This window comes from Hymenobacter algoricola, assembly GCF_039539525.1.
Lineage (GTDB): Bacteria > Bacteroidota > Bacteroidia > Cytophagales > Hymenobacteraceae > Hymenobacter > Hymenobacter algoricola.
The window spans coordinates 70,602-83,621 of sequence record NZ_BAABDH010000021.1; the positions used below are offsets into that span (position 1 = coordinate 70,602).

General features: G+C 64.3%; 13 protein-coding genes. 8 read left to right on the forward strand and 5 right to left on the reverse strand.

All coding sequences use genetic code 11. From position 1 onward, the window contains the following. The first annotated feature begins 73 nt into the window (after positions 1-73). From ABD842_RS06930 to ABD842_RS06940, 3 genes are all read left to right on the forward strand, one after another. A complete protein-coding gene (locus tag ABD842_RS06930) occupies positions 74-1,267 on the forward strand; it encodes an XdhC family protein (protein WP_345111918.1) in 1,194 nt (397 codons plus the stop codon). Positions 1,268-1,282: 15 nt separating this feature from the next. After that, the gene (locus ABD842_RS06935; RefSeq protein ID WP_345111921.1) at positions 1,283-1,897 is read left to right on the forward strand and encodes a nucleotidyltransferase family protein; all 615 of its coding nucleotides are present in this window, start codon (positions 1,283-1,285) and stop codon (positions 1,895-1,897) included. Between the two features lie 156 nt (positions 1,898-2,053). Further along, positions 2,054-2,485, forward strand: a complete 432-nt coding sequence (locus ABD842_RS06940) for an HU family DNA-binding protein (RefSeq protein WP_345111924.1) — start codon at positions 2,054-2,056, stop codon at positions 2,483-2,485. Positions 2,486-2,617: 132 nt separating this feature from the next. Here the strand turns inward: ABD842_RS06940 and ABD842_RS06945 are convergent, their stop codons facing one another. Together ABD842_RS06945 and ABD842_RS06950 are read right to left on the reverse strand one after the other, a co-directional pair. After that, on the reverse strand, positions 2,618-3,208 hold the full coding sequence (locus tag ABD842_RS06945; protein WP_345111927.1) for a DUF4276 family protein: 591 nt from the start codon (positions 3,206-3,208) through the stop codon (positions 2,618-2,620). Then, positions 3,205-4,395 carry an AAA family ATPase gene (locus ABD842_RS06950; protein WP_345111929.1) on the reverse strand — a complete coding sequence of 397 codons (1,191 nt, stop codon included), beginning with the start codon at positions 4,393-4,395 and terminating at the stop codon, positions 3,205-3,207. The genes ABD842_RS06945 and ABD842_RS06950 overlap by 4 nt, the downstream gene beginning before the upstream one ends. Before the next feature lie 144 nt (positions 4,396-4,539). Here ABD842_RS06950 and ABD842_RS06955 point away from each other — a divergent pair, with 144 nt between their 5' ends. Together ABD842_RS06955 and ABD842_RS06960 are read left to right on the forward strand one after the other, a co-directional pair. After that, positions 4,540-5,985 (forward strand): MFS transporter, encoded by a 1,446-nt coding sequence (locus ABD842_RS06955; RefSeq protein WP_345111932.1) that lies wholly within the window; start codon positions 4,540-4,542, stop codon positions 5,983-5,985. Between the two features lie 146 nt (positions 5,986-6,131). Beyond that, the gene (locus ABD842_RS06960; protein ID WP_345111934.1) at positions 6,132-6,647 is read left to right on the forward strand and encodes a DinB family protein; all 516 of its coding nucleotides are present in this window, start codon (positions 6,132-6,134) and stop codon (positions 6,645-6,647) included. Positions 6,648-6,953: 306 nt separating this feature from the next. Here ABD842_RS06960 and ABD842_RS06965 read toward each other — a convergent pair whose 3' ends face one another. From ABD842_RS06965 to ABD842_RS06975, 3 genes are all read right to left on the reverse strand, one after another. Then, the gene (locus ABD842_RS06965; protein WP_345111937.1) at positions 6,954-8,612 is read right to left on the reverse strand and encodes an amidohydrolase; all 1,659 of its coding nucleotides are present in this window, start codon (positions 8,610-8,612) and stop codon (positions 6,954-6,956) included. A 38-nt stretch (positions 8,613-8,650) separates the two neighbouring features. Beyond that, on the reverse strand, positions 8,651-9,097 hold the full coding sequence (locus ABD842_RS06970; protein WP_345111940.1) for a hypothetical protein: 447 nt from the start codon (positions 9,095-9,097) through the stop codon (positions 8,651-8,653). Positions 9,098-9,247: 150 nt separating this feature from the next. Further along, complete coding sequence (locus tag ABD842_RS06975; RefSeq protein ID WP_345111941.1) at positions 9,248-10,021, reverse strand: AMP nucleosidase; 774 nt, start codon at positions 10,019-10,021, stop codon at positions 9,248-9,250. A 139-nt stretch (positions 10,022-10,160) separates the two neighbouring features. Here ABD842_RS06975 and ABD842_RS06980 point away from each other — a divergent pair, with 139 nt between their 5' ends. From ABD842_RS06980 to ABD842_RS06990, 3 genes are all read left to right on the forward strand, one after another. Continuing rightward, positions 10,161-10,619, forward strand: coding sequence for a type I restriction enzyme HsdR N-terminal domain-containing protein (locus ABD842_RS06980; protein ID WP_345111944.1), 459 nt, complete (start codon positions 10,161-10,163; stop codon positions 10,617-10,619). Between the two features lie 128 nt (positions 10,620-10,747). Further along, entirely contained in the window at positions 10,748-12,628 is a 1,881-nt protein-coding gene (locus ABD842_RS06985; RefSeq protein ID WP_345111946.1) for a PAS domain-containing protein, read from the forward strand. Next, positions 12,609-13,010 carry a response regulator gene (locus tag ABD842_RS06990; protein WP_345111949.1) on the forward strand — a complete coding sequence of 134 codons (402 nt, stop codon included), beginning with the start codon at positions 12,609-12,611 and terminating at the stop codon, positions 13,008-13,010. Before ABD842_RS06985 ends, ABD842_RS06990 begins: the two co-directional genes overlap by 20 nt. Positions 13,011-13,020: the final 10 nt, after the last annotated feature.

Here is a 13,020-nt window from a genome sequence, read left to right on the forward strand (position 1 = left end):
CTGCTCTGCATGGCGTGCTCTTGTCTCTGTACAGGCCAACACTGCCGTTTCCACATCCGTACTGCTCGTTATCATGACTGAACTCCAACGCCTGCTGACTGCCTACGACGAGCACCGCGCCGCCGGCCGGGCCTGCGCCCTGGCCTCGGTGGTGGACGTGGCCGGCTCGGCCTACCGCCGCCCCGGCGCCCGGATGCTGGTCACCGACGAAGGCCAGCTGACCGGGGCCATCAGCGGGGGCTGCCTCGAAGGCGACGCCCGGCAGCGGGCCCGCCGCGTGATCCGGCAGGGCCGCCCCACGGTAGTCACCTACGACTCGACCGACCCCGACGACGACCTGCAGTTTGGGGCCGCGCTGGGCTGCCAGGGCATCGTGCAGATCTTGCTGGAGCCCCTCGACTTTCACGACCCGGATAACCCCGTGGAGCTGCTGCGCCGCTGGGCGCAGGGCATGGAGGCGCCGGCCGTGGTAGCCACGGTGTTCGGCACCGCCGGGGCCGGGGCCGGGGTAGCGGTGGGGCAGCGCCTGCTGCTGCTGGCCGACGGCAGTACGCAAGGCACGCTGCCCGCCGGGGCCGAAGTGTACGCGCCGCTGCTGGCCGATGCCCGCGCCGCGCTGGCGGCCGGGCAGCCCGCCACCCGCCACTACCCGGCCGCGGCGGGAGCCACCCGCGTGAGCCTGGAAATTCTGCGGCCCCCGGTGCGCCTGACGGTGTACGGGGCCGGCAACGACGTGCAGCCTCTGGTGCGGCTGGCCGCCGGTCTGGGCTGGCGGGTGCAGGTGGTAGACGGCCGCCCGGCCCAGGCCCGGCCCGCCCGCTTCCCCGACGCCGACCTGGTGCGGGTGCTGCCCCTGGCCCAGGTGGCCGAAGAGCCCTACGACGGCAGCAGCTTCGCCCTGCTCATGACCCACAACTACTACTACGATCTGGCCGTGCTCCGCCACCTGCTGCCCGCCGCCAGCAGCCGCTACATCGGCGTGCTGGGGCCGCGCAAGAAGTACGACCGGCTGCTGGAAGACCTGAGCCAGCAGGTACCCGACGCCGCCACGCAGCTGCGGGGCCGCCTCCACAGCCCCATCGGCCTGAACCTGGGCGCCGAGACGCCGGAGGAAATTGCCCTGTCCATCGTGGCCGAGATTCAGGCGGTGCTCACCGGCCGCCCCGCCGGCTTCCTGCGCGACTCGCCCCACCCGATTCACCCGCCCCTGCACGCCGACGCGCCCCTGGTGCCCGAAGGCCGGGTCGATGCCGGGTGTAGTCTGTAACGCTGCCCCGCCGCCATGCCCCACGCCCTGCTGCTGCTCGCCGCCGGCTCGTCCTCCCGCCTGGGGCGGCCCAAGCAGCTGTTGCCCTACCAGGGCCAGACGCTGCTGCGCCGGGCCGCCGAAACGGCCGTGGCCGCGGCGGAAGGCGGCCCGGTGGTGGTCGTGACCGGGGCCCTGCACGAGGCCCTGCTGCCGGAGCTGGCCGGGCTGCCGCTCACGGTGGTGCGGTGCCCGGCCTGGGCGCTGGGCATGGGCGCCTCCCTGCACGCCGGGCTGGCCGCGCTGGAAGCCGCCGGGCCGCTGCCGGCCCTCACCGTGCTGCTCTGCGACCAGCCCCACGTGACGCCCGCGCTGCTGTGGCAGCTGCGCGCCGCCCACGCCGCCACCGGCCGGCCCATCGCGGCCTGCGAATACGCGGGAGTCCGGGGCGTACCGGTGTTTTTCGCGGCAGCGGCCCTGGCGCTGCTGCGTGCGCTGCCCGCCGCCGCCGGGGCCGGGCAGCTGCTGAAGCAGCACCCGCAGCTGGTGGCCCCGGTGCCGTTTCCCGCAGGAGCCATGGATGTGGACACGGAGGAACAGTACGCGGCCCTGCTGGCCGAAGAGGATGGCCCCCGGCCCGCGCGGGGGTAGGCCCGGGTGCGGGCGGCTTTGCGGCAGCTGCTGCTGACTGGTCGAGCCGAGGTGCAGCGAAGCCGGAGCGGCGGGCGAAGTAGACTTTTTGCAAAGTATCTATGCAGTATTACTAAATAAGCCTATCTTAAAGCCTCACTCTTAACCCCTTCTGTTATGCCCATCGAATATTCTCTGGCCGAGCGCGGCAACCCCGGTCAGCCTACCGCACCCAAAAAGTTTTATGCCGTGGCCCGGTCCCAGGGTGACACCAGTGTGCGCGACATGGCCGGCCGCATCAACGAGATGAGCACCGTCAGTACCGTCGACGTGATGGCCGTGCTCGAAGCCTTCTTTCAGACCGTACCCCGGGAGCTGGCCGCCGGCCGTATCGTGCGCTTCGGCGACTTCGGCTCCTTCTCCGTGAGCCTGCAAAGCGAGGGCGCCGCCACCGAGAAAGAGTTCAGCGCCGGCCTGATCGACAACGTGAAGGTGGTGTTTCGCCCCGGCAAGCTCTTCGCCCAGGCTATGCAGGGTGCCCAGCTGCGCCGGGTGAGCACGGTACTGTCTAACACGCAGGTAAAGGCATCCTCGCGCAAGAAAGAGTAGGTACTGAGGTGACATACTGATGTCATGCCCGTGACATAGGTATGTCATCCCGGTGACATACCTATGTCACGGAAACCTGGCCAGCGGGCCTGCCTATTCCGGCAGGCCCGTTATTTTTAGGGCCCATGCGGATCAGGTACCGGAGGGTAGCGCTAATAGCTCTGCTTCCAAGCGCCGGATGGCACCTACCAGGTTCCTGAAGCTTTCCGAACGGGTGTTGGCTATGGCAAGACAAGTGCCTAACAGCCGGGAGTCCCGCACCTTCTGGTAGGCCTGATTTGTTATTTTGCTTAGCTCATGGTCGGGCGATTCTAGGTAGTCGGGGGCGCGAAACTTGGCATTTGCCTGCTGGCTGTGGAGGCCCCGTAGGCCCAGCGCTCTTTCTACGGCAGCCAAATCAGCTAGGTAAAAGGTTTCTAGGGCCCGGCATGCAATACGCACCAACGACACGGAGGCCCGACCAGCTTCTGCGCACTTGGTCGTCAGACGGGCTTTCACTACCCGGCAATCGGGGGCGCTGTCTTGGTCGCGCATGATAATAAACCGGGCTTCCGGGTTTACATAGCCTCGTAATTTAGCTACCATGCGCTTTTCTAGGTCTTGCTTGCCCTCGAATGGAATAAGCCGGGGCTTGATGGAGGAGTCGAGCAGGCGTGGCAGCAGTGTTTCGAGCAACGCTTGGGCGGAAGGTTCTTCCAGTAAGAATACTAGTTCTCGTCTCATCGCGGGTCAGCACCATCGAAAAAGCCTTGTTTCCAGAGGTAGCCCATTTGGTCGCCCTCGGCCATATAAGCGGCTAACTGCGCATCGTCTTTTGCCCGGCGTACCTGCGTGCCGCCGGCTTCCTTCACAAGCCAGCACACTTCATTCAGGCCGACTGCGTTCAGAAAATCGGGCGAGTGCGTAGAAACCAACACCTGTCCGCCCCGGTCAGCGTAAGCCCGAAACTCTTCTGCCAACTCGGTCATCAGCCGGGGGTAGAGCTGGTTTTCGGGCTCTTCGACGCAGAGCAGTGGGTGGGGCTGAGGGTCATAAAGCAACACCAGATAAGCAAACATCTTGATAGTGCCATCGGACACGTATCTATCCAGGAAAGGAGTCTTAAACGAGCCATCCTGAAAGCGTAACGTCAGGTAGCCATCGTCCATCAGCCGCGGTTCTACGGTCTGGATGCCGGGCACCCGCCGGGCCATTGTCGTTAGGATGCGGTCGAATACCGACCGGTGTTGTTCGAACAGATACTGTGCTACCAGGGGCAGATTATCCCCGGTTTCGGAAAGATGTTCGGAATTGCCAGCTGCTTCTTTCCGTCCTCGTGCCGCACTGATATGAAAGTCGGAAACGTGCCATGATTCGATAAGCTGCCGAAAGGCATTGGCCGCCTTAAAGCGTTCGAACTGACCTAAGCCCTTCACCGCTAAAACATCGGGGGAGTTCAGCGTCTGGGTTTCCCGGTCTAGCTCTTCGTCCGGCTTGTTGAAGTCCTCCTCATTGGTAATGGCGTAGCCTACCCCGCTTTTGAAATCCAGGAAGTGATAGGGCTTGCCGTGCCGACCACGCTTATACCGCAGGATTTCTCTTTTTACATAGGGTACCCCCTTCTTCTCTGCTATTTCCAGTGTGTAAGTCACCAGTCGCTCGGCTCCAGTGATAAGCATCCGGTATTGAATCTCTATCAGAATGCTCTTGCCATTGCTGTCACGGCTCATTACTTCCTTAAAGCGCCCACGCTTGTCGAGAGCCTGCCGCACGTTGCTTTTCAAACAGTCGTGCAAGAAGCCGAATACATCAAACAGCGTCGACTTCCCCGTACCGTTAGCTCCTACGATGACTAGGAATGGGGGAATATCGCGCAGGTGAACGTCGCGGAATGTTTTGAAATTCTGCAACCGAATGGATTCAATCTTCATTGCCTGGGCCAGCTATGGGGAATAAATAGCGCTTCAAGGTAATGGAAATATACTTTTGGCTTGCCGAGGGGAGGGCCAACTTCTCGCCACTACCCGCTTCTAACTCTTCGACCCCGGCAACGGCAACGCTGAATTCCCGTTATCTTGCCCGTCACCACACTGCCAACCTACGCCCGCATGACCACCCCCGCTACCGCCATTCCCGCCGCCGCCGATACTTCCTTCGGGAACATTCCCAAGGACGACAAGCGCATCACCCGCGGCTGGACCTTCTACGACTGGGCCAACTCGGTGTACCCGCTGGTGATTACCAGCTCCATCTTCCCCATTTACTGGGGCGCGATGGTCAAGCAGATTACCCGCACCGACAGCGGCAAAAGCCCGATCGAGTTCCTGGGCTTCCAGGTGCCGGGCTCCTCGCTGCTCACCTACGCCATTTCGGCGGCCTTCCTGTTCATTGCCATCATCAGCCCGTTTCTGACCTCGCTGGCCGACTTCTCGGGCCGCAAGAAGCTCTTCATGCAGATCTTCTGCTACCTGGGGGCCTTTTCCTGCGCGGCCCTGTTCTTCTTCACCCCCGACACGCTCACGCTCAGTACCTTCGTGTTCGTGCTGGCCACCATCGGCTTTTCGGGGTCCATCGTGTTCTACAACTCCTACCTGCCCCTGATTTCGAGCGAGGAAAAGTACGATTCGCTCTCGGCCCGGGGCTTTTCGATGGGCTACATCGGCTCGGTGCTGCTGCTGCTCATCTGCCTGGGCCTGATCATGGGGCACGCGGCCATCGGGCTGGAAGAAGGCTTTGCCACCCGCCTGGCGTTCCTGCTCACGGGTATCTGGTGGGCCGGCTTCGCCCAGATTGCCTTTTTCGCTTTGCCCGCCGACCCCGGCCGCGCCCCCGGCGCCGCCTCGGCTGATGATTCGGGCTGGCTGCTCAACGGCTTCCGGGAGCTGGGCAAGGTCTGGGACCAGCTCAAGCAGCTGCCCAACCTGAAGCGCTTTCTGCTGGCCTACTTCACCTACAACATGGGCGTGCAGACGGTGATGTACGTGGCCACCATCTTCGGCGACGAGGAGCTCAAGCTCGAAAGCTCAGCCCTGATCATGACCATCCTGCTGCTTCAGCTGGTGGGCATTCTGGGCGCCTACCTGTTCTCGAAGCTCTCGGAGCGCATCGGCAACACCCGGGCCCTGAGCTGGGCCGTATTTATCTGGATGCTGATCTGCATCGGCGGCTACTTCGTGCAGGCCGGCTGGAGCTTCTACGCCCTGGCCGCCGTCATCGGCCTGACCATGGGCGCCGTGCAGAGCCTCTCGCGCAGCACCTACTCCAAGATCATTCCCGAGAACACGCCCAACACCGCCGCCTTCTTCAGCTTTTTCGACGTGACCGAGAAGCTCAGCATCGTCATCGGCACGGCCGTGTTCGGCGTCATTGCCCAGGTCACGGGCTCCATGCGCAACAGCATTCTGTCGCTCATCGTGTTCTTCGTGCTCGGGCTGATTTTCCTGCTCCGCCTGCGGGGCCGCAAGCTCCGCGACGAGCCCCAGGAGGCCGCCGCGGCCGGGGCGGCGAGTGCCAACCGCTAGCCCGTACCGCTGCGGCGGGCCCCAGGCCCAGGCCCGGCCGGCGGGCGGGGCCTGGGTGGGCGAAATTTGCGGCCTCCGGTGAAACCTTTCGCCGGAGGCCGGCTTTTATAAGTATTCAACTTCGCTAATTCTGTCTCCTTGCGCTCATGACTCCCGCCCAACCTGCCCTGCAAACGGCCCTCAGTGAAGAGCTGAAGGGCGAGCTGAAGCTGACCCGCCGCCTGCTGGAGCGGGTGCCCACGGAGCAGTTTGCCTGGCAGCCCCACCCCAAATCCATGAAGCTCGGCACGCTGGCCTCGCACATGGCCAACCTGGTCGGCTTCCTGCAAATGTCATTGCAGGCGCCGGAAACCGACATGGCCACCGTCACGCCGCTGCCCTCGCCGGCCGATACCGACGAAGTGCTGCGCCGCTTCGACGTCAACGCCGAGAACATCCACAAAGCCCTGGCCGATGTCGACGACGCCACGTTCCACCAGCTCTGGACCATGCGCCGCGGCGAGCAGGTATTCATGACCATGCCCCGCGCCGCCGTGGCCCGGGTGCTGGTGCTCAACCACCTCATCCACCACCGCGGCCAGATGAGCGTCTACCTGCGCCTGCTCGACATTCCCGTGCCCGCCATCTACGGCAGCTCCGCCGACGAGGCGCCGGGGCGGTAAAGTACAGTTCCTGGCATTGCGAGCGAAGCGGGGCAATCCGTCCTGTGTGCAGTATAGCCCGTTTTTTTCCCACAAAGCCTTTTCCCGTTGGTACGGGAAAGGGCTTTGTGTTGTAACGCGAAGTTCCACTTTGCAAGGCGTTGCCCGACAAGCGTTGAAACGGCGCGGACGCCTCGCGAAGTGGAACTTCGCGTTACACCGATAGGCCCTGACGTCAGTTCAAACAATAGGGCTTTGGGAGAAAAGGGCGGGACTACCTGCGCACAGGAAGGATTACCACGCTACGCTCGCAATGACATGGGAAGTCTATTTACCGCTGAACACCTTCTCCCCGGCAATCCAGGTCTGCCGCACTTTCGCGCCGCGCAGCCGGGGGGCGGCAGCCTTGAGCAGGTCGGTGTCCAGCACCACGAAGTCGGCGGCCAGGCCGGGGCGGATGCTGCCTTTCTGCTTGTCTTCGAAGCCGGCGTGGGCGGCCCACACGGTCATGCCGCGCAGGGCGTCGGGGCGGCTCAGGGCGTTTTCGGGCTGGAAGCCGCCGCTGGGGTAATTCTTGGCATCCTGCCGGGCCACGGCCGAGTGAAAGCCGAACAGCGGGTTGATGTCTTCCACCGGGAAGTCGGAGCCGATGGCCACCTGCCCGTACTGCTGGCGCAGCTGCTCGTAGGCATAGGCCGTTTTGAGCCGGGCCGCGCCCAGCCGCTCCCCGGCCCAGTACATGTCGGAGGTGGCGTGGGTGGGCTGCACCGAGGGCACGATGCCGAACTGCCCGAACTTGGCCATGTCGGCGGGCGTGACAACCTGGGCGTGCTCGATGCGCCAGCGCCGGTCCTTCTGCCCCTTCAGCGCCTCCCCGTAGATGTTCAGGATGATGCGGTTGGCCGAGTCGCCGATGGCATGGGTGTTCATCTGAAACTTGCTGGCCGCAATTTCGCGGGCCAGAGCGCGGTATTCCTTTTCGGTGGACAGCAGAAAGCCGGTTTCCCTGGGCTTATCGGCATACGGCTCTACCAGGCAGGCCCCGCGGGAGCCCAGCGCCCCGTCGGCATATACTTTGAAGGAGTTGACGGTAAGCCGGTCGGTAAAGACCGGGCCGCTCTGGAAGAAGAAGTCCTTGTTGGCCTTGGTGGGGTTGAGCATGGCGTAGAGGCGCACTTTCAGCTTGCCCTGCTGCTGCAAGGCCGCCAGCTGGTCGATGTTGGCCTTATCGAGGCCGGCGTCGGCCATGCTGGTCAGGCCCACGGCCAGGCAGCGCTGCTGGGCTTCGAGCAGCAGGGCCCCGGCCTCGGCCGTCGTCGGCTCCGGGATTTTCCCCGAAACCAGGTCCACGGCATTATCGACCAGCAGGCCCGTGGGGCGGCCCTGGGCATCCTTGGTGATGGTGCCCCCGCTGATGGGCGTACGGGCCGTGATGCCGGCCAGGTCCAGGGCTTTCTGGTTGACCAGCGCCGCGTGCCCGTCTACCCGCACCAGGAAGACCGGCGTATTGGGGAAGAGCCTGTCGAGCGTGTCTTTGGTGGGAAACTGCTTGCTGGCCCAGTCGTTCTGGTCCCAGCCGCGGCCCGTCAGCCAGGCCGCCTGCGGATACTGCTGCCGCTGCTGCTGCAGGCGCTGCACCACCGCCGCCCAGGAGTCCGTGCCCACCAGGTCCGCGTCGCGCAGGCCCAGGGCGTAGCGGTAGAAGTGGCAGTGGGCGTCGTAGAAGCCGGGGTACACAAACTGGCCCTGCGCGTCCAGTTCCGCTTTGGCCTGAAACTTCCCGCGTAGTTCCTCAGCCGTGCCCACCCCCACGAATTTACCGTCCTGCACGGCAAAGGCCTGGGCGGTAGAGAAGGTAGAGTCCACGGTATACACGGTGGCGTTGTACACGAGCAGGTCGGCGGGCTGGCGGGAGGAGGACTGGCAGCCGAAGAAGCCGAGCAGCGGCAACGAGAGCAGCAGAGCGGAGCGCAGAAGTGAAGTCATGCGGCGAAGGTACGCGCCGCGGCGGTTTGCGCCCGCGCCTACGCTGCCTTCCGGCGGCGGCGGGCATCCTGCCGCCGGCACTGCGCCAGCCACTCCAGCGCTTCTGCCTCCGTGGTGAAGCGCTCCAGGCAGTAGGGCCGGCCGTCGAAGTAGGTGAGGTCCGGGATGCCGGGGTTGGCCAGCACCCCGGCCAGCTGGTGCGGGGCCATCAGGTAGGCCAGGTATACGGGCAGGCGCAGGCGGCCGGGCAGCTGCGGAAAAAACTCGTCCATCATCCACTGCACGTCGGCCGCCCCCACGCCGCCAACCCGGCCGCTGAGGTCGATCAGCCAGAAGCGGCAGCGCCGGGCTACGGCCTCGTCGAGCAGGGCGGCGTAGCCGCGGTGCAGCTCGAAGGGCATCACGCCCCGCTGCCAGTGGCCGGCCAGCACGCGCTCCTCCGGCCGGTAGTCAATGCTAAGGTAAGAGGAGGAAAAAGAGCTCATACCAGGAAGGGAGGGGAGAACGGGGCAGAGGGGGTAAGGAAAAGGCGGGTAGGGTAGAAAAAAACAATCCCCGGCAGCTGCAGCAGCCCCGGGGATTGGTTGCGGCGGCGCGGCGCTGCAAGCTAGAAAAATCTGCGAAGCCGCACCGGCTTATTCGAAGCGCATGTGCTTCACCGATTCGCCCGACGTCTGCAGCTCAATCAGCGAGTCGATGCCGATCTGCAGGTGGGAGGTGACGAAGTCGGTGGTCACCTTCTTGTCGCTCTCGGAGGTTTTCACGCCTTCGGGCGTCATCGGGTTGTCGCTCACCAGCAGCAGCGCGCCGTGGGGAATCTCGTTCACGAAGCCGACGGTGAAGATGGTGGCCGTTTCCATGTCCACGGCCATGGCCCGGATCTGGCGCAGGTAGTCCTTGAAGTTCTCGTCGTGCTCCCACACGCGGCGGTTGGTGGTGTACACCGTGCCGGTCCAGTAGTCCTTCTCGTGCTTCTTGATCATGCTGCTCACGGCCCGCTGCAGGCGAAACGAGGGCAGGGCCGGAATCTCGGCCGGCAGGTAGTCGTCGGACGTACCCTCGCCGCGGATGGCGGCAATGGGCAGGATCAGGTCGCCGAGCTTGGTTTTGTTTTTCAGGCCGCCGCACTTGCCCAGAAACAGAGCCGCCTTGGGCTTCACGGCGCTGAGCAAATCCATCACCGTGGCCGCCATGGGGGAGCCCATGCCGAAGTTGATGATGGTGATGTTGTTGGCCGTGGCCGTCTGCATGGGCTTGTCGATGCCGCGGATTTCCACCCCAAACTGCTCGGCAAACATGGTTACGTAGTTGATGAAGTTGGTGAGCAGGATGTACTGCCCAAACTCCTTGAGGGGCACGCCGGTGTAGCGGGGCAGCCAGTTCTCGACGATGTCGGCTTTGGTTTTCATAATGCGTTTTGGGCGTAAGTGAGAGAGGGTAAGGGGGCTGGGGGAAACTGTGGGATACAAAAAAACCGTCGAACGGAAAGGGTACGACGGTGCCGGAGAAAAGCGGTAGCTGTGGCTCCGGGCCGTACCTTTGGAGGTGATGCAAGAGTTGAACCTGCCGCCTTTCGCCCACAAACTTACACAATCGGCCCCAAATCCGCAGATCTGGGATATTCTGCGCCGTAAATATATTGTGCTGACCCCCGAGGAGTGGGTGCGCCAGCACGTAGTTCACTATCTGATCGGCCACCTGGGTTATCCGAAGGGGCTGCTGAGCCTGGAGCGCGGCCACGCCTACAACCAGCGCCAGAAGCGCACCGACCTCTGCGCCTTCGATGCCGCCGGCCGGCCCCTGCTGCTCGTGGAGTGCAAGGCTCCTTCGGTGCCCATCACGGCGGCCACCGCCCACCAGGCTGCTACCTACAACCAGACCATCGGCGCGCCGCTGCTGCTGCTCACCAACGGCCTGCAGCACTACTGCTGGCGGGTTGACTTTGCGCTGCGCACCAACGAGCGGCTGACCGCAATACCGCCCTACGCCGGGCCCCTGGCGGAATGAGCGTCGGCTGGTTGAAGACTCTGCTTCTGGGGCTGTTCGCGCCAATTTGCTTTCTTTAGCTTGGCCAACCGGCCCGCGGCTCTCTGATAGCGCCGGCCGCTCCAGAAAACGACTTTATCCCCACGGCCATGATACATCCGGATGCGCCTTTGGGCAGCACGCAGTTTGAGCAAAGCCGCGCCATTGCCTTTGTGGTCGACGAGCACGGCGCGCTGCTGCGCGTGACGGCCGGCCTGGCGGCCTGGCTGGGCGAAACCGCCGCCACGCTGACCGGCCCCCGCCTGCGGGAGCTGCTGCCCGCCGCGGCCGAGCACACCCGGCAGCAGCTGGCCCGCGCCGCCGCGGGCGAAGTAGTGGAGTACGAAACCCAGGTAGTGGTGGCCGGAAAGCCGGAGGCGGTCTGGGTGACGCTGCTGCCCCTGCCCGGCCCGGCAGGACAGCAGGCCGGCGTATACGGCCTGGTGAAGCCCATAGCAGCGGTGTCGGGAGCTACCACCGCGCTGCTGGAGCGCGAGCGGCAGCTGTCGGTCATCTTCGACAATATTGCCGACATAACGTTTGTGCTGCGCCGGGAGGAAGACGGGCAGTTCCGGTTTGTATTCGTCAACAAGGCGTTTGAAAGAACCACCGGCGTACCCGCCGCTCGGGTGGTGGGCGCTCTGGTAGCCAAGATTATTCCCGAGCCCTCGCTGAGTCTGGTGCTGGCGCACTACCAGCAGGCGCTACGCACCCGGCAGCCGGTGGTATGGCAGGAAGTATCCGACTATCCCAGCGGCCGCAAAACCGCCGAAGTGAGCGTGACGCCCGTCCTCGACGCAGCCGGGGGCTGCTGCCAGCTGGTGGGCATCGTGCACGATCTGACGCCGCAGAAGACCGTGGAAGAAGACCTGCGGGTGAGCAACGAGCGGTTTCAGTACGTGCTCAAAGCCACCAGCGACGCCCTCTACGACTGGAACATCGCCGCCGATACGCTGTACTGGGGTGAAGGCTACGAGGACCTGTTCGGCCACCAGCTCACGCAGAACCCGACGCCGTTCAGCCATTGGTCCGACCACGTGGAACCCGACGAGCACCACCGCGTGGTGGATGGGCTGCGGCACACGGCCTACGAAACCCGGGGCTCGTTCTGGCAGCAGGAATACCGGTTTCGCCGCGCCGATGGCTCCTGGGCCGTGGTATTTGACCGCGGCTACATTCTGCGCGATGCGCAGGGTCGGCCCGTGCGCATGATCGGGGCCATGCAGGACATTACGGAGCGCAAGCAGGCCGAAGAGCGGCAGCGCCTGATGACGGCAAAGCTGGGCGAGCAGAACGCCGACCTGCAGCAGTTCACCTACATTGTCTCGCACAACCTGCGGGCGCCGCTGGCCAACGCGCTGGGCTACGTGGACCTGCTTTCGCGGGTAGACAAAACGACGGCCGTATTCGACGACTCACTGCGCAACCTGCGCACCAGCCTGCAGCGGCTGGATGGCGTGCTGACCGACGTCAACGCTATTCTCTCCATCCGCGACCAGCAGGGCCGCTACCGCCCCGAGCCGGTAGCCGTGGCCGAGGTCTGCGACCAGGTGCTGCTGAACATGCAGGAGCTGCTGCAGGAGTGCGGCGGGGAGCTGGTCTGCCAGATTCCGAAGTCGCTGCGGGTGCTGGGCAGCCGCGCCTACTTCCACAGCATCTTTCACAACCTGGTTTCCAACGCCATCAAGTACCGCGACGACGCCCGCCCGCTGCGCATTACCATCTCGGCCACCGCCGCGCCCCGGCAGCCCATCACCCTGGTAGTGCGCGACAACGGCGCGGGCTTCGACCAGCAGCCGGCCGGCGACGAGGTATTTCAGCTCTACCGGCGCTTCCACGCCGACAAGACGGGGCGCGGCATCGGGCTGTTTCTGGTAAAGGCCCACGTCGAATCGATGGGCGGCCAGATTGCCGTACGCAGCCAGGTGGGCCAGGGAACCGAATTTACTCTCTACTTTAGGGCCTATGCGGATGAAAACCTACCTCATTGACGACGACGACCTCGGCATCTACCTGACCGAGCAGCTGTTGCGGGCCGAGGGGTTTTCCAACTCCATCAGCACGTTTCAGTCGGCCCGGCAGGCGCTGGACACCTTGGTCAGAGACAAAGCCCAGGACGCGCCCCAGGTGGTGTTTCTGGACCTGAACATGCCGGTCATGAATGGCTGGCAGTTTCTCGATGCGCTGGCGCCCTATAAGGACGAGCTGCTCGGGCGCTGCCACATCTATATCCTCACCTCCTCGCTGGCCCTGGCGGACCTGGAGAAATCCCGGGAGTACGACCTGGTGGCGGGCCTGATCCACAAGCCCATCGACAGCGAGGAAATCCGCGCCATTCACTCGCGGCTCGAAGCGGACGGCAAGCCAACGTGAGGGAAGCGCC

Excerpts from the sequence above, each read along its gene's own strand:
- ABD842_RS06930 (WP_345111918.1), top strand. The coding sequence starts at position 74 with ATGACTGAACTCCAACGCCTGCTGACTGCCTACGACGAGCACCGCGCC.
- ABD842_RS06950 (WP_345111929.1), bottom strand. The coding sequence starts at position 4,395 with ATGAAGATTGAATCCATTCGGTTGCAGAATTTCAAAACATTCCGCGAC.
- ABD842_RS06975 (WP_345111941.1), bottom strand. The coding sequence starts at position 10,021 with ATGAAAACCAAAGCCGACATCGTCGAGAACTGGCTGCCCCGCTACACC.
- ABD842_RS06970 (WP_345111940.1), bottom strand. The coding sequence starts at position 9,097 with ATGAGCTCTTTTTCCTCCTCTTACCTTAGCATTGACTACCGGCCGGAG.
- ABD842_RS06980 (WP_345111944.1), top strand. The coding sequence starts at position 10,161 with ATGCAAGAGTTGAACCTGCCGCCTTTCGCCCACAAACTTACACAATCG.
- ABD842_RS06945 (WP_345111927.1), bottom strand. The coding sequence starts at position 3,208 with ATGAGACGAGAACTAGTATTCTTACTGGAAGAACCTTCCGCCCAAGCG.
- ABD842_RS06965 (WP_345111937.1), bottom strand. The coding sequence starts at position 8,612 with ATGACTTCACTTCTGCGCTCCGCTCTGCTGCTCTCGTTGCCGCTGCTC.
- ABD842_RS06985 (WP_345111946.1), top strand. The coding sequence starts at position 10,748 with ATGATACATCCGGATGCGCCTTTGGGCAGCACGCAGTTTGAGCAAAGC.
- ABD842_RS06990 (WP_345111949.1), top strand. The coding sequence starts at position 12,609 with ATGAAAACCTACCTCATTGACGACGACGACCTCGGCATCTACCTGACC.
- ABD842_RS06940 (WP_345111924.1), top strand. The coding sequence starts at position 2,054 with ATGCCCATCGAATATTCTCTGGCCGAGCGCGGCAACCCCGGTCAGCCT.
- ABD842_RS06935 (WP_345111921.1), top strand. The coding sequence starts at position 1,283 with ATGCCCCACGCCCTGCTGCTGCTCGCCGCCGGCTCGTCCTCCCGCCTG.
- ABD842_RS06960 (WP_345111934.1), top strand. The coding sequence starts at position 6,132 with ATGACTCCCGCCCAACCTGCCCTGCAAACGGCCCTCAGTGAAGAGCTG.